The organism is Brumicola pallidula DSM 14239 = ACAM 615, from assembly GCF_000428905.1.
Classification (GTDB): domain Bacteria; phylum Pseudomonadota; class Gammaproteobacteria; order Enterobacterales; family Alteromonadaceae; genus Glaciecola; species Glaciecola pallidula.
This window is the reverse complement of record NZ_AUAV01000013.1, coordinates 168123-187957: the sequence shown is the minus strand read 5'-3', so window position 1 is coordinate 187957 and position 19835 is coordinate 168123. Positions and strand designations below refer to the sequence as shown.

Here is a 19835-nt window from a genome sequence, read left to right as displayed (position 1 = left end):
GTTACTTAGCTGTTGGCGTTAAATGCAATGACATTGTGCGCAGGTTTAGGTTTTGAACGATAACGCATGGGCGAACCAAGCTTCGCTTTAAATGGGACTTTGACGCTGAAGGCTGGTATTGGCCAGCCCACCTTTTGTTTATTCACACAAATCTCCAACTGGGTGTTTTTACGTTGGATAGACAATGACAAACTCACTGGTAAATTATCAGCTTGGTGCTTTGTATCGGCGAAGAAAAAGCTCAAGCAGTCACCTTTTAATGCTGCTAATTCTAGTTTTTTGGCCTGTATTTGCTGCAGCTTCGCTTGCCAAATAAAGACGGCACTACAAGCGCCACTTTTTGCACATTGCTCTGCGCTCCAAAATGCCTGTTCTGGCGTGTCAGCTTGAATAAACAAGACCTGTTCAAGTTCAATACCTTGCGCGATTAAAAACTCGGCATTGAGCAGATGTGGTGGTGCAATAAAAGCGTATAAACGATTCTCTCGTTGCCTGCTTACAATCGCGGGAACGACTAAACGCATTTCGCCGCACCCCATTACTGAGGTGATATGTATAAGACCAGACTGCGGAAAGCCACCATTGAGAGCGTCATCAAGTTGCTTGTAACCTGTTGCAACACGTTCCTTATGTTGGTCGAGATTAGCGGCAGTCCACACGAGTTGTTTTTTTTGTAAATCATGCAGGAGAGATTTCATTTTAACCTAATCATTACTAGTTCATGTGTATATACATACAGTATAAATATTTGTGTTTGATGATCAACAAAATGTTTTGCTAACCATAAGAAAACCCCACATAAAAAAAATAACAGTATGATTTACTTAACTATTTAGATCCCACAGAGTAGGTTCTAAAATAAGCTTAAAGAGCTTTATTAAAAAGAGCTTAGAATTCAGTGACTTCTGGATCCTATTTAGCTAGCACACAAGAATAGACATAAAAAAAGGCCAGAGTTAAGTGTCCAACTTATTGGGGTCACTTCAACTATGGCCTTTTTTAAAGTTTACTTACAACGGCTATTTACAACGGTTATTTACAACGGCTATTTACAACAGCTATTTACAACAGCTATTTACAACAGCTATTTACAACAGCTATTTACAACAGCTATTTACAACAGCTATTTACAACAGCTACTTATAGGATCTACTTACAGGAGCCTTACTTTCCTGCTTAACTTAATCAGAAAGGAAGCGGCATTGGATTGCCATTTAGCATCGCTTGACCGTCTTGCATGGTGAAGGTCATTTCGTATTCACCATCGGCATTAACGGTAATCATACCTTGCTGAGTAAACATCTCAATCATGCCTTCAACTTGCTCACCAGCAATCGCTTTAATTTCTTCATCAGTCATACCAGCAGCATTAGGATCAGCTTGAATTTGGTTAGCAACAACTTGCTCACCGACCCAAAGTATCATTGCTTTATCTAGTTTTAGGTTTGAATCTATAACCGCTTTTGACACCCAAAATGCAGGATCTTCGAGTGACTCCGGTAAGCTATCAATAGCGCTGACTTTTGCCATTACTTTACCTGAGAAATTACCATCAGCCACTTTACCCGACATTTCGGTAATGTTGATTTCAGGAGAGGCTTGTAATTGAGGTAGTAATTTAGTTTCAATTATATCTGCAATTGACTGTTCCATCTGAGCGGGCTTTGCTGACGCTTCTTGATATGCCTTAAAGAACCCTTTTTCCAGATTATTTACTTCAGTTTTAACAACTAAATCGCGGCCAGAAAATTGAGGAGCTTGGATAGATCCAATAGCATAGTTTATAGCCATATCCATTAAATTATCGTCTTCACTTTTCTGTGTTTTCACATCAATAATAAGTTTCTCAAGTTTTGCACTTGTATCCAGCATAGGCATATCGACATTAATTGAAGCAATTGCAAATTGACTTGCTGAATTATAAAAATCACCTCGCATTGGTGCAGTCCAGTCGCCTTCAACTGAACCTTCAAGGATCATTGATTGCATTTCAAAAGTAACGCCTTCAGCACTTACTGTAACTAAATCAATAGCACCAGAATAAGTGGCGCTCTCAGAAGATGCCGTACCTTTACCATTCCAGCCACTGAAAGTGATAGCCTCATCGCCACCATCTTGAGGGATGACGGTAAACTTAGGCATTATATCTTCAAAGTTAACACCACCGAATAAACCGACGTTGCCGGTGATACTATAAAATTTTTCATCTTCAGCATAAGCTAATAATTCGCGAAATACGGACGGATCAACTTCTGCTTTCCATGCGGATAAACCCAAGTTTAAACCGTTAAGCGTTAGAAATGGGCCATGCTGTGCAGTTACATTAATAGTTGCTGACAAGTCTTCAAAAGGTACCATTTCTGCAGGGTTCAAACCGGATTCAGCAAACATAAGGGGATCAATACCGACATTGATAACTGCAGAACTTGAGAACCAGCTTGTTTCACGACTCTCAATAGTGGCGATATAGCCAGGTGATTTATCTAGGATAGAAACGAAGTTATCTAGCCCTTCATTGATGCCGTTACCAGTGAACTTTGGACCAACAACACCAATTAGGACAATAGCGGCTACTGGAATAATAATTTTTTTCATATTACATCCTTGTTAGGAATACGGTGTAAAACGATGAACAGGATTGCATCAAATTCAATCTAAAATAGTTCAACAGATTAACTGCCAGCCATCGTTTTGATTTGGTTTAGCGCGTAGTTTACCTGACAAATAATGGCTTTGCGACTATATATCCTTGGCTATACACTGACTAATTATCAAGGTGGGTATCATTTTAGTTACCTTTTTCCACTGCGCTTTTTTGTTCAATAAAACGTTTAATGTTTTTTTCAAGTACAAATAAAGGAACTGAACCATGTGCTAGCACGGCATCATGAAATTCACGAATATCAAACTTATCACCTAAGCTTTCTTCTGCCCCTGCACGCAGTTGTTTAATTTTAATTTCGCCAATTTTGTATGACAATGCTTGTGCAGGCCATGAAATGTATCTGTCAATTTCAGTACGCACGTTATGCTCAGATAATGCGGTGTTTTCTAACATATAATTTAAGGCTTTATCGCGACTCCAGCCAAACATATGCATGCCGGTGTCGACGACTAAGCGACAAGCACGCCACATTTCATAGCTTAAACGACCAAAATTGTCATACGGGTCGTCATACATACCGACTTCTAATCCAAGGTATTCTGAGTATAACCCCCAGCCTTCGCCGAACGCTGAAATGTAGGTTGAACGTCTAACTTCGGGTAATTCGGTCATTTCCGCAGCTAACGATATCTGCAGGTGGTGACCAGGAACGGCCTCATGCAAGGTCAGTGCAGGTAAGGCATATAATGGACGTTTATCGAGTGCATATGTGTTAACCCAATAATAGCCCGGTTGGTCGTCACTGCTCGGAGATATATACCGTCCTGTGGTATATTTAGGTGCGATGCTTTCTGGCACAGGCGCTACGCCGTATGGCGTTCGTGGTAGCTTTTTGAATAATTTAGGTAACTGAGCATCCATTTTTTTAGCAATGTATGAGGCTGTAATGATTAAGTCTTCGGGTGTTTGTGCATAAAAACGTGGGTCGGTGCGCAAAAACTCGATGAATTGGTTAATGTTACCGTCAAACTCTAATTCATCAACAATAATCTGCATTTCTGCCCGAATACGTGCCACTTCTGACAAGCCTAATTGGTGAATTTCCTGGGCTGTCATCTCTGTAGTGGTGTAATATTTAATACGGTTTTGATAAAAAGCTTCACCGTCTGGCCAGGTTTTCACCGAAATATCGCGCTTCGCCATTGGAATATAGTGGTTAGTTAAAAAGTCATAAAACTGCTGATAACTCTCGTTAACCCTAGCAATTGCGTTTTCGGCAACCTGCAAAGTTTGGTCCGTTTTGAACTCGTCAGGCATGTCCGCAAACGCTTTATAAAAAGGGCTTTCGTCGGGTGTCTCTGCAATAAATGCGAGTACCGATTCTTCATAGCCTTTTAATGCCGCTTTCGGTTGAACTTGGCCTACTTGCATACCTTCTTGCATATATAAAATTTGCTGCGAAAAGTGCCCTGGCATTTCGCTTAACAACATCATGTAGTCAGCCAGTTGCTGAGCATTTGTAATACGAACATTGCTAGCTTGGCGACCCAATCCACTATGAAAACCATATTCAGAGGTAATAGGTACTCGATATTCTTTGAATTTGTGCATATCGACGTAGTTCTGAATACGATATTTTTGCATCAGCAAGGTGATATTTTCAGAGTCAGATAATTGCGTTGAATCAACTTTATCTAAGGCTGTTAAGAAGCCCTGAAATTTTGCTGCTTCAGCGTCCAGAGCGGCTATGCTGATGTCTCCCAAAGCACGCTTTGTTTTTTGTCCTCTGGATTTTGCCATGCCTGGTGAAATTGACAATTCATATTGCCAAATATCATCTATCATGGTTTGCAGTTGCGTCGAAGCCTGCTTTTGCAACACTTCAGCTGTCGTTAACACTGGTTCTGGTACTGGCGGTATTGTTGAGCCGCAAGATCCTACAGACAAGGCTACAGAAACCGTCATTGCAATTGAGTACACTAGCTTTTTCATAGACCGCTCTTATTTTGTTAGTTATTTTTGAAGCTCTAAAGGCTTCCTTGAGTTACCCCTTTGACGCTGTCCAGCTCAATAGGGCAATAATTGTAATACTAAATGCGCAACAACTTGCTCAATAATGCAGCTTGTTTCATATTTCTATACTCGACATCAGCTCGCTCATGGCAATAATGACATCGTCTTCGCCGTCTTGCAGGATGCTAGAAATAGCAAAACCTTGAGTAAAGCAGGTGAGCTGTAATGCCACCGACTCTATATTGATTGTTGATTGAATTTGTTGATGTCGTTGCGCTCTTTCTAAGCAAGCGATGAAGCACAGTTGTAAGGTATCATAATAATGTCGAGCTATAGATTGGACTACTTCATCATTTCTACCTAGCTCACTAATGCAATTAACGAGTAGGCAACCTTGTTTAGATATTAACTGATGATAAGCACTAAAATAGTCGTAAATAGCTTGTGTGCCAGAGTCCGAGCGAGCAATCAAACTTTCCTGACACGCCGACAACTGATGCTTAATATAATATTGCAGTACGGCATGCAAAAAGCCCTGTTTGCTTTTGAATTCGATGTAAAACGCGCGCCGATTAAACTGTGTTCGCGCAATAATCTCTTCCATCGATGCTTTCGCGTAACCTTGTTGTGTAAATATATCAGCGGCATAAGTCAGAATCTCAGGCAAATCATATTGAGCTTGTTTCGGCATGTTGGGCCTCTTTTTAGCACGTTTTGTGGTGTTTCATTTTAAGTCTATTTAGAATCAATAAACAGCCTATTTGAAACATAAGAATACACATTCTTTAATTCTACTGTAGTGATGTATAGCAGTCTTTTTGTTAAAAACCAAATTTGCTTGTGTTTTTCTTCCTGCTACTTTGCCTGCTACTTTTCCTGCTACTTTTCCTATTATGTACCTCATGATGCTAACTACTTTAGAGAATGAAAATGTTACACAATATTTCAAAACCACCCTTAAGCAGCAAATTCATTTAAACTTGTGATATAACACGCCATCAAAACTGCGGTAAAAACGGTGGTTTTTACACACTCAGTTTAGACTTGTAGATAGAGATAAACTGAAAAAACACCCACCAATCATCATTAACCATCGAGTATCCATGATGGTTCTCTCTATGGAAAATTATATGAAGCGTCATACACACATGTTAATAAAAGTATTCATAAAGGCGACACTTGCGGCAGCGACCAGCGTTTTAGTTTTAGGCTGTTCAGCCAATTATCAGTCTACAACAGAGGCAGATAAAGCGCCACGCGCTTCTTTTGTGCCAATACCTAATGTAGAAAATATTAAATCGCACATGCATTTTCTAGCCGACGATTTGCTACAAGGGCGTGAAACTGGGTCACAAGGTCATGAAATTGCGTCTTTGTATATTGCTGGTGAATTTGCTAAATATGGTTTAAAACCAGCGGGGGACCAAGTTGATGGTAAAACAAGCTATGTACAACGCATTAATTTTCGCAAAGGTTTACTGGTTCAAGAGTCACCTATTTTCAAGGTTGAGGGCCCTAACGAAAACTTTGAATTATCTTACCCAGATGACTTTTTAAGCAGTCCTGACTTAGTCTCAACTCAATCTGACGTGACCGCGCCACTGGTTTTCGTTGGATATGGTATTGTTGCACCAAACCTAAATCACGATGACTACGCAGGGCTAGACGTTACAGGTAAAATCGTGGTCGCGCTGTCAGGTAAGCCTAAGTCATTCCCTTCAGAAGAGGGGGCTCACGTTGCTTCTAGTTCGCAAAAGTCAATGTATGCAGTGGAACATGGTGCCGTCGGTTATATTACCCTAACAACACCGAGTAATGAAAAAGTGAGGCCTTACAAAAACTCACTTAACTACATTTATTCACCCCGTATGCGTTGGGTCCAAAACAATGGTATTCCAGCCAACGTCAATCCTGAATTAAAAGGGGCTGCTTATTTGAGCTTACCAGCCGCGGAAAAATTATTTGCCCAGGGTCCAAACTCCATTGACGACATATATGCTCAATTAGAAAAGGATGGATCGCCACTAGGATTTGAGCTACCGCTAACAGTTAGCTTACAAAGACAAACCACACATGAAGATCTCACAAGTCCAAACGTAGTGGCTATTTTGGAAGGCAGTGACCCAATATTAAAAAATGAATATGTGGTTTTTTCAGCGCATTCTGATCATATCGGGATTGCTAAAACCGTGAAAACGGACAAAATTAATAACGGTGCTATGGATAACGCCAGCGGTACCTCTGTATTAATGGAAACTGCGCGTATGTTTGCCAATTTACCAACGCCACCAAAACGTTCTATTATCTTCATTGCGGTAACAGGGGAAGAAAAAGGACTATTGGGCGCGGACTACTTCGCACGTAACCCAACCGTGCCGGTGGGCAGTATGGTTGCTAACGTAAACTTAGATATGCCTATCCTCACTTATGAGTTTGCCGACATTATCGCGTTTGGCGCAAATCACAGTTCGATGAAGTCTTCTGTTGAAGCTGCTGCAAAGTATGTAGGACTTACATTAAGTGATGACCCTTGGCCAGAGCAAAATTTGTTTACACGCTCCGATCACTACAGTTTTGTGAAGCAAGGTATTCCAGCCGTATTCTTAGTACCGGGTTTGCAAGCTAAGGACCCTAAGATCGATGGCAGTAAGGTATTTGGTGAATTTTTATCTACAAATTACCATAAACCAGGTGACGATATGACTCAAGCATTTAAGTGGGAAGCGGCTAAAACATTTACCGAAGTAAACTTTCAAATTGGCTTAGCCTTGGCAAATCAAGCACAAAAACCCACTTGGAATGAAGGTGACTTCTTTGGCGAAACGTTTGCCAAGTGAACGCTAAGTATTACCCAAAAAAATAGGCAGAACGGCTCACATTGAGCCGTGGTTTTGACGGTATTAATGCACGCTGTTGGGTGTGAAACATCAAAAACGTCAAGAATAATAAGGGTTTTCGGAGTCGTTTGCTCCTCAAAATTCAACCTGAACACATTTAGACAAATGCGACTTAAATAAATGCTACTCAAATAAAAAGAATTCAAACACCCCTTATTCACTGGTCGAGATTACCCTAGTTTACAAAATAATGATTTTTAATTGCTAACCAATGCTCACCAAACTGATGGGTTGGTGTGCGTTGAAATTTAGTGCGAACAAACTGGTTAATTTTACCATCGACAAAGCAAATCAGCATGTTAGCAAGAATGGCTTCATCTACATCCAACGATTTGCCTTCCCGCAATTTACGTTCACGTAATATCTGTTTAAGTTGCGATTCTAAGCGTTCAAATAATTTTGCGATACGGTCGCGCAAGCGCTCCTGTTCGCCTAGCAGTGCATCACCGTTAAGTAAACGCGTAATACCTGGGTTTTTTTCAGCAAAACCAAGAATGAGATGCAATATTAGCTGACAACGAGTTGCTGCTTCTTTTTCTTCATCCATAATTTTGTTGATGCGAGAAAAGAGGGTTTCTTCAATGAATTCAATCAAACCTTCGAACATACGCGCTTTGCTTGGGAAGTGACGATATAAAGCCGCTTCCGAAACGCCGACTTGCTCAGCTAATTTAGCTGTTGTAATTCTCTGACCATGATTGCTTTCTAACATTCCTGCGAGGGCTTGCAGTATCTGCGCGCGCCTGTTGGGTCTTTTTGTTGCGGGCATGATGGTACCTATTTGCTTTTCTTATTATTTTGACTGGCTGAATATTCACTATTCAACAACTTCAACAACTCAATGGCGAGTCTGTATTTACTAGTAGCCGGTAGACTGATTTTACTATTCTTAGTAATAACCGTTAAGGCATTTCGATCAGAATTAAATCCTAAGCCAGATAATGACACATCATTGGCCGCTATCATATTTAATTTTTTGCGTTCAAGTTTGCTTTTTGCGTAGGCTTCAATATCATTTGTTTCTGCGGCGAAACCCAGTGTGAAAGGCGGTCTTGCTTGTGCCGCAACTGCTTGAAGAATATCAGGGTTTGGCTCGAATGAAAGCGTTAATATACCGTCTTTTTTCTTCACTTTATGCGTTGGGATGTCGGCAAGTCTAAAATCAGCAACAGCAGCACAAGCAATAAAGATGTCTTGCTGCTGAATATCGCGCATGACGGCATCGTGCATTTCCTGTGCACTGGTGACGGAAATAAGCTCAACGTTTGGCGGCGCTGAGATATTTACCGGACCCGAAACGAGAGTCACATGGGCACCCATTTTGCGCGCTGCTTCAGCTATTGCGTAGCCCATTTTTCCGGAGCTATGATTTGATATATAACGCACCGGATCCAATGCTTCTCGCGTTGGCCCAGCCGTGATCATTATCTTTTTGCCTGCAAATAAAGCCGGCGCCTCATTTGCTTGCCCTGCAAAATAATCAGCAACGAAGGCAACAATATCTTCGGGTTCAGTCATGCGACCATAACCTATATCACCACACGCTTGTTGGCCGCTAGCAGGACCAATTTGCATGACGCCTCGGTGTTGCAGTTTTAGTAGATTCTCAGTGGTTGCGGGCGCAGCCCACATTTGCTGATTCATCGCCGGTGCAATGACTATTGGTGCAGCAGTGGCCAACGCCAGCGTTGTTAATAGATCGTCTGCGAGGCCGTGTGTGAGTTTCGCCATAACATTAGCAGTTGCTGGAGCAATAACAAAAATATCTGCCCAACGAGCAAGCTCAATATGACCCATCGCGGCTTCAGCATCTTCATCTAGTAGACTGTTGCTTATTTTATTCCCAGATACTGCCTGTAAGGCCAATGGACTGACGAATTCCTTTGCAGAATCTGTCATAACAACTCTCACATTTGCGCCTTGAGCTATAAATTTACGAACAAGGTCCGGAGTTTTGTAGGCGGCTATGCCACCACTAATACCAAGTAAAACGTTCTTTTGTTCAAGTTGCATATTTTGCTATAGCGAGTACAACTGTGCGTTGCATTCGTTCATCAAAGGGATAGATGAATAGCATTGTGACAAAGTTAACCAAGGAATGGAAATATGAAAATCAATAATTGCCCACAATATGAGCGACCAAGAGAAAAATTACTGCAATTTGGTGCTCAAACATTGTCTGACGCCGAGCTACTTGCAATCGTTCTACACACTGGAGTAAAAGGTAAAAACGCGCTTGAAATTGCGCGCGAAACCCTTAATTCTTTCGGTTCTGTGCGTGGTTTAATGAATGCAAGTAAAAGCCAACTTACGGCTAGCTTAGGGTTTGGTGTAGCAAAATATGCAACCTTAACGGCTTGCTTTGAGTTAACTAAACGCTCGCTTGCTGAAAATTTACGAAAACCACATTGTTTTACCCAAGCGGATGCTACTTCAAATTATTTATTGGCTGAATTGCGAGATAAGCCACACGAAGTCTTTTCAATGTTACTGCTCGACAGTCAACATCAACTCATTGCGTTCAGGCACATGTTTAGAGGCACGATCAACAGCGCTGCAGTGTATCCTCGAGAATTAGTCAAACAAGCCCTAGAGGACAATGCAGCTGCGGTTATTTTAGCCCACAATCATCCCAGCGGTATTGCAGAACCTAGCCAAGCAGACATACAAATAACCCAGAGAATTAAGCAAGCCATGGAATTAATCGACGTTAGAGTATTAGATCACTTTGTTATCGGTGACGGAACTGCGGTATCATTTGCGCAAAGAGGTTTGTTATAGTTTTGTACCGCACATGAGAAAATGGAAAATTTGTTTAATTAATTTGGCAAGGTCTACGGATAGACTAGCAGCCTGTGCGCGTCAGCTTGAAGCTCATAGTTTGTCTTTTGACCGTGTTGAGGCTGCAAATGGTGATACGCTAGACGTGTCTACAATCAACGCTTTGTACAATTTCAGTGATTCTTCGTATCATAAGCACATGACCAGCGGTGAGTTAGGCTGTTATTTAAGTCACGTGCGTGTATGGCAAAAAATCGTTGATGAGCAGTTGGACTATGGTGTTATTTTAGAAGACGACATATTACTGCAAGACCATATTCAACATGGCTTAGAGGCGATTGAAAATATACAACAGCCTTGGGATTTAATTAAGTTGGCTGAAGAGCCCGTTAAACGTAAAGCGGTACATCAAATTCCAGTTGGTGATTTTTCGTTGATTACTTACAATAAGATACCGAGTAGAACTTGCGCGCAAGTTATTAGTTTAAGCGGTGCTCAAAAACTGTTAGCAACGAGTGCGAATATTAATCGGCCTATTGATATTGAATTACAATATTGGTGGGAATCGCAATTGAATGTGTTTGGACTAAAGCCATACATAGTAAAAGCAAATCATGATGAAGTTAGTGAAATTGATCGTAATCTTAACCGCAACAAGGCAAAACAAAGCTTTTTTAAAAAAGTAGTGAGTGGGTTTTATTTTCTCTTTAAAAATAAAAAAGAGTTAAAAAAGCGTTTACAAAAATTAAACCAGCAATAGCGGTTTGGCAGTGACCAACTGCTGAGGATATTTGAATTACCGTTGCTTTTGAATAGAAGATACTTCTGATAATTCACCCCTTAAAAACATTGGTTTTTTACAAGCAAAAACTCTGTTGCTGTTAAGTCCTTCAGCGTAATAAAAAATTCTGTCTGCTTGCAATTTCACAGGCTGTTGATAATCACAATAATATTTAGCGGCATCTAAAGAAAGACTATATGCATGAGCCCCAGACAGCCTGCCTGCGAGATAGAAATGAGTGTTGTATGGTCGCATCAACATTTTATCTATTAATGACAATGAGACTGTATGCCAATTAGAAATTCTCAAATAGTGAAATAATTTGTATATTTGACGCTTCAACAGCCCCTTTGTATTTTCATAATGAGAACCGTAGTAGTCAAATAGCACTACTTTCCAATCCTCGGGTAAGGTTGCAATGCGTTGCGCAAAGTGGTTCAGCTCTTGCAGATCAGGAACAGCATCATCTTCAAATATGAGTACACGTCTCAGATTATTATCCAGCATATGCTGGTAGATACGGCGATGTGAGCAAGCGCAAGCATATTCAGATAAAGACATAGAGCGATGCGTTCTTTTTATGTTTTGATGAGATTCATTATCATATTGACTGTTATCAAGCAAAACACTGTCGTCTAATTCTCTTTTGTCGGTCCCAAACCAAAATTCAAAATTCAATCCTTGCATATTTTGCTTAATGCTATTTTGTCTCGCCTCATAACCGTCAAGCGTAATAACAAATATTCCGTCGAAATAATCATTTAGTGGGGTAAAAACACCGGACATAAGGCACCCTTTTCTGTACAAATTGTTTTAATTTAAAAGTGACAAGTCAAATATTAACGCTGTTTTTCGCTATTAACTATGTAGCAAGTCTGCTGAATTTGTTTGAAAAATCAAGTCAAATCTCTGCAAATGTAACTTAATATACACTTAATCTAAATATACATTTACCTTTCAGGAGTATTAAAAAGCCGAGATTGAAATGAATCGCCTCAATTGAACTAAATATTTATCCAGTTGTTAAAACTATTTTACGCTCCACAAAAAGTCACTATTTAACCAAAAAGAACTGCTATGCAGCATCAATAATTTGCTATACTAATTACGACGAAATGGCGATTACTGCTGGCGTGTTGAGCAAATATAAAAGCGCTCAGTTGAATAGCCTGTAGTGATTTTTGCGGCCTATAGAAGCAAGAATAGACCGCTAATCCGTTAAAAATGCAAAAAAACAGCGTAAAAGCGAAGTTTTTGTTGAATTGAAGTGGTGTTTACTGTATAAAATGCGCCCTCATTATTAAAGACGTTTAACAGCAATTTTTGTTTGCTTGGGTTAGACGGCAAACAGTTTTTCTGGAGACAATAAGATGTCAAAAGTTTGTATAGTTACAGGTAAGCGTCCTGCAGTTGGTAACAACCGCTCACACGCTAGAAACGCGACTCGTCGTCGCTTTTTGCCAAATCTTCAAACTCACCGTTTTTGGGTTGAGAGCGAGACCCGTTTTGTGAAATTACGCCTAACTACTAAAGGTATGCGTATTATTGATAAGAAGGGCATTGATACAGTGTTAGCTGACATCCGTGCTCGTGGCGAGAAAGTTTAAGGAATTACCATGAGAGATAAAATTAAATTAGTTTCTTCTGCTGGTACTGGTTTTTACTACACCACAGACAAAAATAAACGCAATATGCCTGGCAAAATGGAGATAAAAAAGTTTGATCCTAAAATCCGCCAACATGTTATGTTCAAGGAAGCAAAAATCAAGTAATTAACTTGTTTTTTGTCTCCGAAAAAAACCTAGCTTTTGCTAGGTTTTTTGTTTCTAGACTTCACCCCAGTAACTTTCACGCAATCAGCTCAAGCACCAAAAGTCATGCAAGTAAACAAACGTGCCGTTGATAAACACTATTGATCAATTGCGCTGCAACCTGTCTAATAGGCAGAGATGTCGTTCTAGTTAATGGTCCAATGAAGAAATATCTGTTTTACATCTCTCAAAATTACTCCTTTGAAGTTTTGCGGCCTTTGCAAAATGAAATTAGGCGTCAGGGTGGTGAGGTTGCCTGGTTTGCCGAAGGTGCAAACGTGAACGTTTCTTTTTTTAGACCAAATGAGCAAGTGATTGCTTGTATAGCAGACGCAATAGCATTCAACCCATTTGCCGTTTTTGTCCCGGGAAATATGGTCCCCACTTTTTTACCTGGTTTGAAAGTGGGTATCTTCCACGGTTTTGTCGGTTTCAAAAAGCGTAAGAAAGATAATGTAAACTATCATTTTATTATTAGAGATTGTTTTGATTTATATTGCACGCACGGCCAATCATCAACAGCCACATTCGAAGCGTTAGCGACAAAGCATAAACACTTCCAAGTCATAGAAACGGGCTACTGTAAAATGGACCCGTATTTTTCATCCTCCCTAGTCAGTAAAAAGGTAAATCAAAAGCCAGTCATTTTGTTTAGCTCGACATTTTCGCCAAGAATGACGCAAGCACCCACCTTATTACCTTATATTGACAAGCTATCGCGTCATTCTAAGTGGAAATGGATAGTCACCTTTCATCCTAAAATGGCTAAAGAAACAGTTGCAGCATATAAAAATATTCAACATGACAACCTCACATTTTTAGAAACAGATGAGCTCGCGCCGTATATGGTTGAAGCTGATCTGATGCTCGGCGATAACTCTTCAATGATTACCGACTATCTTTTATTAAATAAACCAGTTGTCACCATTAACAATGCAGCACCAACACCTTACTTACACAATATTACTAACCCAGAAGAGCTTGAAAGTGCGATTGAATATGGCTTAACACAACCCGATGAGCTAATGAGGGAGATTCGAGATTTTGCTCAATACACCCATCCGTATACAGATGGCAAGTCGTCACAAAGAGTTTTGCAGGCCGCCGATAACGCCGCCACTGATTTACAAAAAATGAAAAATAAGCCAAACAACTTTATTCGTAATTTAAAAGCCAGAAATAAATTTGGCTATTGGACGTTTTAACTTGAGTTAACAATATATCGACGCAAAGAAAGTCAGGCGCTTAAAATGATACGATTTATACATCGACTATTACGCACAAATTGACATCCATCAAACAGTAGATAAAAGCCTTTTAGCCGTAATTAAAAAGAATAAAACGAGGGAAACCAATGCTTCGACTATCTCAAAAAGGATGGAATAACGTTATTATTTTTACCATGCTAGCAATGATCCTGATGTTAAATATAAGCAGCTTCCAATCTGATGACTCCCATTTACCTGTTCCGATCATAGAAGAAGGAGGTATTCTATTGAGTCTGCAGATTGATCAAGATGTTATTGAGCGCGCTGGTCAAACGTGGCGTTTTTCTTCTTCGAGTCCTATGGCAAGCAGTATTGCATTTGAAGGCCAATCCGGCGCATTAGCCACATTAGTCAATAGTTGGCAGAGAGCACTGGTTAAATCACAAAATGAGGTCAGCGCTGAATTACTCAAATCCCCCGACTTTGTCGTGGTTTTATGGTTAGCTGGTGAACGAAACGGCCGTGTTTTACCTATTAAGACTATTCAACAACAAACTTATTTAATGCTCGACAACGAAGTCATGCTATTGGACTTTCCAACAGTCGAACAACTTACTCAGTGGTAACATAATCCATGCCCGAATTACCTGAAGTCGAAGTCACTAAGCTTGGTATTGCCCCGTTTTTAGAAGGCAATGTCATTAGCAAAATTGTTGTTTATCAACCGCAGTTGCGTTGGATGGTGCCGGATGAGGTGCAGTTAGCCTGCCAACAAGCAATTAATTCAGTAACGCGTCGAGCCAAGTACCTTTTTATTAATACCAATGTTGGCGCCTTGGTTATGCACTTGGGGATGTCTGGAAAGATGCGCGTGGTGGATGTCGGTCTTCCTCGCAAAAAGCATGACCATATAGAAATTGAGTTAGTGACGGGTAAAAAGCTCGTCTTTAATGATGCTCGTCGTTTTGGTTCGTGCTTGTGGCAATCACCAACTGAACTGCCATTGAAGATATTGCGCTCGTTGGGCCCGGAGCCGTTAACCGATGAGTTTGACGCCAGTGTGTTGTTTAGCAAATCACGAGGTAAGGTATCGCCGGTGAAGAGCTTCATTATGGATAATTCCGTTGTCGTTGGTGTGGGTAATATTTACGCCAATGAATCGTTGTTTAAATCGGGTATTGACCCAAGGCGAGCTGCGGGTAAAGTCAGTTTAAAACGCTATAAATTGCTTACCAATAATATTAAAGAAGTATTGGCCAGTGCAATTAATCAGGGAGGAACAACGCTTAAAGATTTTGCACAAGCAGACGGCAGCCCCGGCTACTTTGCGCAGCATTTACTGGTTTATGGTCGTGCGGGTAATGAGTGTGAAGTATGTCAAACGGCTATTCGCTCTGTGGTTATTGGACAACGAAATACATTTTATTGCATTCAATGTCAAAAATAGCCTGTGGGCTTGCGGCTGAATTTTGGGCTTTTTAACTAAACTTGGGGGCCTATAAATAACCGCCCCAAGTGAACAAATCAAACCGCTCTAGTGTTTGCTAGTGCGCCATCATCATCCATTTTTATGTAACCTCTGTTGCAATGCCACTAATACCTCTGGTGCGCAAAACCCGCTAACATCACCATTATGCAATGCCACTTCCTTCACTATGGTAGAAGAAATAAATGAGTTCTCTTCAGATGGGGTTAGAAACACACTCTCAAGTTCACTGTTGAGTCGTCGATTCATATTAGCCAGTTGAAATTCATATTCAAAATCCGATACTGCACGTAAACCACGAATAAGAATATTAGCGTTTTCAGTTCGAGCTAAATCGGCTAGTAAGCCAGTAAAGCCCTTTACTTCCACGTTAGGCAAGTGACGAGTCACTTGCTTCACCATATTGACCCTTTCTTCTAAACTGAATAACGGCTGCTTATTAGGGTTGCATGCAATAGCTATCATGACATGTGAGAACATTTTCGATGCTCTAGCGATAAGATCGGCATGACCGTTAGTGATGGGGTCAAACGTGCCAGGGTAAATCGCTTTTATTTGTGTCATCACTACTACGCCTGTGGTGTTTGTTTTGAGTGGGGACAGACAGTAACTGAAAGCAGACAATAATTGCAATTAATTATCGATAAAAAGTGTTTAACTTTAGGTCAATGCGCTACCATTGGCGTCGGATTTATTTATTAACATGGACTGGGTTATTTTGTGATTTTTCGCGTTTTCACTATTCTTTTTTTATCTCTTGTTTTTAACGCTCCAGTACTCGGTTCGCCTTGGGTTGGCACGGTTGACAAGCAACTGCACTATGACCTGCAAACATTGCAAGAATGGGGCTACTTAGATGCCACCGTGGTTACTTTTCCAGTTCCTTGGAAGGGCATTGCCGATCAAATACTTTCATTGGACGAAGGTAAAATGCTGCCAATGCCGAGACAAGCGGCACAACGACTACGCTATTACTTGAATCTGCAAAAGCAAGAAAAACGCAGAACCTTCTTGGAACTGCAAGCGTCAAGTGACCAGCCCAGACTAACGTCATTTGATGGTATCAATGATGTGAAAGCGTCGGCTAAAGTTACCAACGAGTTTTATTGGGGGCGCTTAAGTGGGCAGTTAAGTGTTAACTATCAATCGAGCGGTGAGAAGAACCTCGACAACAGCTTTTTAGCCTATCAATTTGGGGCTTGGAATATCCGTGCAGGCTCAATTGATCAATGGTGGGGGCCCGGTCAGTCGAGTAGTCTGATATTGTCAAACAACACCAGACCGATCCCAACTGTTGCGTTATCGCGTTCATCAGCAGTCGCTTCTGAAAGCCCGTGGTTGTCTTGGGCAGGCCCCTGGTATTTTACCAGTCAACTTGGCCAACTTGAAAGTGACAGAGCAGTACCTGATACTAAATTATTGTTAAATCGTTTCACCTTTAGCCCGTTCAAACGCTTTGAGTTTGGTGCTTCTTGGGCGGCAATGTGGGGCGGTGAAGGTCAGCCTAGCAGCTTAGGAGATTTTATTGATGTCATCACATTTAAAGGAGTTTGCACTCGAAATCGTGATGTTTGTGGTGATGAAGACTTAACCAAACAAGGTAATCATCTTGCTGGGTTTGATATAAAATATAGCTTTGACCTCTTCGAACGTCCCATTTCAGTTTATGCCCAGCGTATTGGTGAAGACGCCGTAGATGGTATTAATATTACGGATCAAGCCAATTTAGTTGGTATTTCTACTTATTTTGCGAATGCCAAAGTGTACATTGAAACTAGTGATACCAATATTGCATGCGCTGGAAATGGCAGCACCATTACCAACTGCTATTATGAAAATGGCGTATATAGCAGTGGTTATCGTTTTAGAGGAAGAGTCATCGGCAGTACCTTTGACAGTGATGCTAAACAAATTACAGTAGGAGCTAATATCCGTTTTGATGGTGGCGCTATTGCTGAGATTATTTTGCGTAAAGCCGAGTTGAATCCAGATGGTACGAGACCTTCCCCAGTGCTTACCAGTGATGTTACCGAAGACTTAGTACAAGTGAGTGGGTTTTATCAGCGCCCATTTGGCGACTGGTTATTAAAAGCGGGCGGTAGTATTGAATCACGTCAGTTTGTGACTAAAGACAACCAAGTTGACGCATTGCTTTATTTTAACGCGACTTACGCATTTGATTAGTGGCTAATTTAGGTCATTAAGATTGATACCCTCGTTCAATCGACTTCCAACAATCTTCATCATAATAATAGGGCGAATATTTCGCCCTTTGTTTTTCTAAAGAACGTTTAAATCTGACTAAATTAGCGCGCTTCCACTTGTCACCATCGCGAATAGCGCCACCATCGAAATCTAATAAGTAGATAGTTATACTTTGTTCGCCAGCGTTTTCAGTGTTGTCCTGTGTTTTAACAAATGGGTCTGAAGTTTCGCTATTGTTGGCTTCTTTGGCCACTGTTTTTTCTTGTATGTAAGGGGGTGCTTGTAACAATACATTTTTCACGTTGATGTCGTAATGACACGCTTGTAAGTCATGCATTTTGCGTAATGTTACGCCTATTTTCTCCCATACAGACTGTTGAAGCGCTTGCTGTAATATATATTCGTGCAACTCTTGTGCTCGCGGAATAGTGCCGGTAATAACATCTGCGGTATAAGTGAAACTAGTGTGTTTGAGCCTCGCTGCTATGGGTTTAGGCACATTTAAACCGGCAGCGTGTAACGTAGCCAGCAAATTGAGCTCTTTATAAGGGCGAGATTGCTGTGCTTGCTTAAATAGAAACGTGTCGTTTGACAACTTAGCGATCAAACCACCCCGATAATAGTGACGTAAAACACAGTGCTCTCCTAATATAAAAAAGAAGTAAACTAACCCGCGCCCAGAAGCGGTATGTGTAATTAAGTTTTCAGCCATTAACCAGCTAGGATCAAAGCATTTTTGAATACTTAGTAAATCATCACTTAACGTATCAGAACGGGGTGTCCAAGTACTTTGTTTGGGCACTAAAATAAATTCATTTAGCCCCATAGGAAAGGTCTCGATCATTGACATATTGGTGCTGCGCGCTTCAAAAACTAAGAATATGCTGTAACATATCAAAATTCATGTAGTTAGCATAACGGAATTCATTTGAGCCAAGCTTTTCAACTTTGTATCTTACGCTTGTCAGCAATCGGCGACGTATGTCATGCCGTTGCCATGGTGACGCGCATTCGTCAACATCGCCCAGATATTAAAATTACCTGGATTATCGGTAAAATAGAGCATCAACTGCTGCAGGGTATGTTGGGTGTTGAATTTATTGTATATGATAAAAAAGCAGGCAAAAAAGCTAAACAAGAAGTAAGGCAAGCGCTTGCAGGGCGTACCTTCGATGCTATGTTTGTAATGCAAGTGGCTTTGCGTGCTAACTTACTATCCACAGTGGTGAAGGCAAAGCGCAGAATAGGCTTTGACTGGGAGCGCAGTAAAGAAGGTCACTGGTTGTTTACCAATGAACGCATTGAAGCACAAAAATATGCACACGTTCTTGAGGGCTTCATGGGATTTGCCGATAAGTTAGGCATTCCTAAAGACACTGACCCGCGATGGGATATGCCGCTCGATAAAACGGATTGGGAGTGGGCTAAAAAGCAAACCGCTGCGCTAGGGAAATATGCTGTCATTAGTCCCGCTGCATCTAAGGCTGAACGAAATTGGACGGTTCATGGCTATACAGCAGTGGCCCAAAATTTAATAGAAAAAGGCTATAAAGTTGTACTTTGTGGTGGGCCTGGTCCCGTAGATTTTGAGATTTCAGTTAAAATATTACAAACGCCAGATATTATTGCACTGAATTTGGTAGGTCAAACGAGTTTGAAACAAATGTTAGCCGTGCTGGCTGATGCAGCATTGGTATTAGCGCCGGATACGGGGCCTGCTCATATGGCGACGACGATGGGCACACCCGTTGTTGGCTTGTATGCGCATAGTAACTTCAGGCGCACAGGGCCTTATTTATCGCAAGAGCTGGTGGCATCAGTGTACGATGTTCAAATAAAAAGCCAAAAAGGCAAAGAGTGGGGCTATCTTCCTTGGGGCATAAGAGCCAAGGGTAAAGATTTAATGACGTATTTACTGGTCTTAACAGTATTGAAAAAAGTCGATCGAGCCCTGAGTGAACTGGACACTGAGTAAACAATACTGGACAATACACCGATCGAAAATTCACTTATAAAGCGTTGGGCTGCAGTAAGTCCTATGTAAAAGC

19 protein-coding genes are annotated in these 19835 nt (G+C 41.0%); 10 read left to right on the top strand and 9 right to left on the bottom strand.

Annotated features, from left to right (window positions below):
• Nucleotides 1–5 precede the first annotated feature (5 nt).
• From imuA to G399_RS0105480, 4 genes are all read right to left on the bottom strand, one after another.
• A complete protein-coding gene (gene imuA / locus G399_RS0105495; protein WP_006007988.1) occupies nucleotides 6–698 on the bottom strand; it encodes a translesion DNA synthesis-associated protein ImuA in 693 nt (230 codons plus the stop codon).
• Between the two features lie 487 nt (nucleotides 699–1185).
• The gene (locus tag G399_RS0105490) at nucleotides 1186–2595 is read right to left on the bottom strand and encodes a YdgA family protein (RefSeq protein ID WP_006007990.1); all 1410 of its coding nucleotides are present in this window, start codon (nucleotides 2593–2595) and stop codon (nucleotides 1186–1188) included.
• A gap of 193 nt (nucleotides 2596–2788) precedes the next feature.
• Nucleotides 2789–4597, bottom strand: coding sequence for a DUF885 domain-containing protein (locus tag G399_RS0105485; RefSeq protein WP_006007992.1), 1809 nt, complete (start codon nucleotides 4595–4597; stop codon nucleotides 2789–2791).
• A gap of 136 nt (nucleotides 4598–4733) precedes the next feature.
• Nucleotides 4734–5309, bottom strand: coding sequence for a TetR/AcrR family transcriptional regulator (locus tag G399_RS0105480; RefSeq protein WP_006007994.1), 576 nt, complete (start codon nucleotides 5307–5309; stop codon nucleotides 4734–4736).
• 439 nt (nucleotides 5310–5748) lie between these two features.
• Here G399_RS0105480 and G399_RS0105475 point away from each other — a divergent pair, with 439 nt between their 5' ends.
• The gene (locus G399_RS0105475; RefSeq protein WP_006007999.1) at nucleotides 5749–7455 is read left to right on the top strand and encodes a M28 family peptidase; all 1707 of its coding nucleotides are present in this window, start codon (nucleotides 5749–5751) and stop codon (nucleotides 7453–7455) included.
• A 235-nt stretch (nucleotides 7456–7690) separates the two neighbouring features.
• Here G399_RS0105475 and slmA read toward each other — a convergent pair whose 3' ends face one another.
• Together slmA and coaBC are read right to left on the bottom strand one after the other, a co-directional pair.
• Complete coding sequence (gene slmA, locus G399_RS0105470) at nucleotides 7691–8284, bottom strand: nucleoid occlusion factor SlmA (RefSeq protein WP_006008000.1); 594 nt, start codon at nucleotides 8282–8284, stop codon at nucleotides 7691–7693.
• Nucleotides 8285–8292: 8 nt separating this feature from the next.
• Nucleotides 8293–9528 carry a bifunctional phosphopantothenoylcysteine decarboxylase/phosphopantothenate--cysteine ligase CoaBC gene (gene coaBC / locus G399_RS0105465; protein ID WP_006008003.1) on the bottom strand — a complete coding sequence of 412 codons (1236 nt, stop codon included), beginning with the start codon at nucleotides 9526–9528 and terminating at the stop codon, nucleotides 8293–8295.
• 93 nt (nucleotides 9529–9621) lie between these two features.
• Here coaBC and radC point away from each other — a divergent pair, with 93 nt between their 5' ends.
• Nucleotides 9622–10296 (top strand): RadC family protein, encoded by a 675-nt coding sequence (gene radC, locus G399_RS0105460; protein WP_006008006.1) that lies wholly within the window; start codon nucleotides 9622–9624, stop codon nucleotides 10294–10296.
• 13 nt (nucleotides 10297–10309) lie between these two features.
• Nucleotides 10310–11056, top strand: coding sequence for a glycosyltransferase family 25 protein (locus G399_RS0105455; protein ID WP_026843501.1), 747 nt, complete (start codon nucleotides 10310–10312; stop codon nucleotides 11054–11056).
• A 36-nt stretch (nucleotides 11057–11092) separates the two neighbouring features.
• On the opposite strand, the gene G399_RS0105450 is transcribed toward G399_RS0105455, so the two are convergent.
• On the bottom strand, nucleotides 11093–11863 hold the full coding sequence (locus G399_RS0105450; protein WP_006008010.1) for a glycosyltransferase family 25 protein: 771 nt from the start codon (nucleotides 11861–11863) through the stop codon (nucleotides 11093–11095).
• 584 nt (nucleotides 11864–12447) lie between these two features.
• On the opposite strand from G399_RS0105450, the gene rpmB reads away from it, so the two are divergent.
• The 5 genes from rpmB (at nucleotide 12448) to mutM (ending at nucleotide 15543) form a co-directional block, all read left to right on the top strand.
• The gene (gene rpmB, locus G399_RS0105445) at nucleotides 12448–12684 is read left to right on the top strand and encodes a 50S ribosomal protein L28 (RefSeq protein ID WP_006008014.1); all 237 of its coding nucleotides are present in this window, start codon (nucleotides 12448–12450) and stop codon (nucleotides 12682–12684) included.
• A 9-nt stretch (nucleotides 12685–12693) separates the two neighbouring features.
• Nucleotides 12694–12849: a 50S ribosomal protein L33 gene (rpmG, locus tag G399_RS0105440; protein ID WP_006008015.1), complete on the top strand. Its 156-nt coding sequence runs from the start codon at nucleotides 12694–12696 to the stop codon at nucleotides 12847–12849.
• Between the two features lie 200 nt (nucleotides 12850–13049).
• Nucleotides 13050–14093: a CDP-glycerol glycerophosphotransferase family protein gene (locus tag G399_RS0105435; protein ID WP_006008017.1), complete on the top strand. Its 1044-nt coding sequence runs from the start codon at nucleotides 13050–13052 to the stop codon at nucleotides 14091–14093.
• A gap of 149 nt (nucleotides 14094–14242) precedes the next feature.
• The gene (locus G399_RS0105430; RefSeq protein WP_006008019.1) at nucleotides 14243–14722 is read left to right on the top strand and encodes a hypothetical protein; all 480 of its coding nucleotides are present in this window, start codon (nucleotides 14243–14245) and stop codon (nucleotides 14720–14722) included.
• An 8-nt stretch (nucleotides 14723–14730) separates the two neighbouring features.
• Nucleotides 14731–15543, top strand: coding sequence for a bifunctional DNA-formamidopyrimidine glycosylase/DNA-(apurinic or apyrimidinic site) lyase (gene mutM, locus G399_RS0105425; RefSeq protein ID WP_006008021.1), 813 nt, complete (start codon nucleotides 14731–14733; stop codon nucleotides 15541–15543).
• 111 nt (nucleotides 15544–15654) lie between these two features.
• Here mutM and coaD read toward each other — a convergent pair whose 3' ends face one another.
• Nucleotides 15655–16146, bottom strand: a complete 492-nt coding sequence (gene coaD, locus G399_RS0105420; RefSeq protein WP_006008023.1) for a pantetheine-phosphate adenylyltransferase — start codon at nucleotides 16144–16146, stop codon at nucleotides 15655–15657.
• A gap of 156 nt (nucleotides 16147–16302) precedes the next feature.
• Between coaD and G399_RS0105415 the strand changes: the two genes are divergently transcribed.
• On the top strand, nucleotides 16303–17766 hold the full coding sequence (locus G399_RS0105415) for a capsule assembly Wzi family protein (RefSeq protein ID WP_006008024.1): 1464 nt from the start codon (nucleotides 16303–16305) through the stop codon (nucleotides 17764–17766).
• A 16-nt stretch (nucleotides 17767–17782) separates the two neighbouring features.
• Here G399_RS0105415 and G399_RS0105410 read toward each other — a convergent pair whose 3' ends face one another.
• Nucleotides 17783–18637 carry a 3-deoxy-D-manno-octulosonic acid kinase gene (locus G399_RS0105410; RefSeq protein ID WP_148277324.1) on the bottom strand — a complete coding sequence of 285 codons (855 nt, stop codon included), beginning with the start codon at nucleotides 18635–18637 and terminating at the stop codon, nucleotides 17783–17785.
• 78 nt (nucleotides 18638–18715) lie between these two features.
• Between G399_RS0105410 and G399_RS0105405 the strand changes: the two genes are divergently transcribed.
• Nucleotides 18716–19762, top strand: a complete 1047-nt coding sequence (locus tag G399_RS0105405; protein ID WP_006008028.1) for a glycosyltransferase family 9 protein — start codon at nucleotides 18716–18718, stop codon at nucleotides 19760–19762.
• Nucleotides 19763–19835: the final 73 nt, after the last annotated feature.

Bases quoted from the DNA above. Each gene is read 5' to 3' on its own strand.
- imuA (WP_006007988.1), bottom strand. From the start codon at position 698: ATGAAATCTCTCCTGCATGATTTACAAAAAAAACAACTCGTGTGGACT.
- G399_RS0105490 (WP_006007990.1), bottom strand. From the start codon at position 2,595: ATGAAAAAAATTATTATTCCAGTAGCCGCTATTGTCCTAATTGGTGTT.
- G399_RS0105485 (WP_006007992.1), bottom strand. From the start codon at position 4,597: ATGAAAAAGCTAGTGTACTCAATTGCAATGACGGTTTCTGTAGCCTTG.
- G399_RS0105480 (WP_006007994.1), bottom strand. From the start codon at position 5,309: ATGCCGAAACAAGCTCAATATGATTTGCCTGAGATTCTGACTTATGCC.
- G399_RS0105475 (WP_006007999.1), top strand. From the start codon at position 5,749: ATGAAGCGTCATACACACATGTTAATAAAAGTATTCATAAAGGCGACA.
- slmA (WP_006008000.1), bottom strand. From the start codon at position 8,284: ATGCCCGCAACAAAAAGACCCAACAGGCGCGCGCAGATACTGCAAGCC.
- coaBC (WP_006008003.1), bottom strand. From the start codon at position 9,528: ATGCAACTTGAACAAAAGAACGTTTTACTTGGTATTAGTGGTGGCATA.
- radC (WP_006008006.1), top strand. From the start codon at position 9,622: ATGAAAATCAATAATTGCCCACAATATGAGCGACCAAGAGAAAAATTA.
- G399_RS0105455 (WP_026843501.1), top strand. From the start codon at position 10,310: ATGAGAAAATGGAAAATTTGTTTAATTAATTTGGCAAGGTCTACGGAT.
- G399_RS0105450 (WP_006008010.1), bottom strand. From the start codon at position 11,863: ATGTCCGGTGTTTTTACCCCACTAAATGATTATTTCGACGGAATATTT.
- rpmB (WP_006008014.1), top strand. From the start codon at position 12,448: ATGTCAAAAGTTTGTATAGTTACAGGTAAGCGTCCTGCAGTTGGTAAC.
- rpmG (WP_006008015.1), top strand. From the start codon at position 12,694: ATGAGAGATAAAATTAAATTAGTTTCTTCTGCTGGTACTGGTTTTTAC.
- G399_RS0105435 (WP_006008017.1), top strand. From the start codon at position 13,050: ATGAAGAAATATCTGTTTTACATCTCTCAAAATTACTCCTTTGAAGTT.
- G399_RS0105430 (WP_006008019.1), top strand. From the start codon at position 14,243: ATGCTTCGACTATCTCAAAAAGGATGGAATAACGTTATTATTTTTACC.
- mutM (WP_006008021.1), top strand. From the start codon at position 14,731: ATGCCCGAATTACCTGAAGTCGAAGTCACTAAGCTTGGTATTGCCCCG.
- coaD (WP_006008023.1), bottom strand. From the start codon at position 16,146: ATGACACAAATAAAAGCGATTTACCCTGGCACGTTTGACCCCATCACT.
- G399_RS0105410 (WP_148277324.1), bottom strand. From the start codon at position 18,637: ATGTCAATGATCGAGACCTTTCCTATGGGGCTAAATGAATTTATTTTA.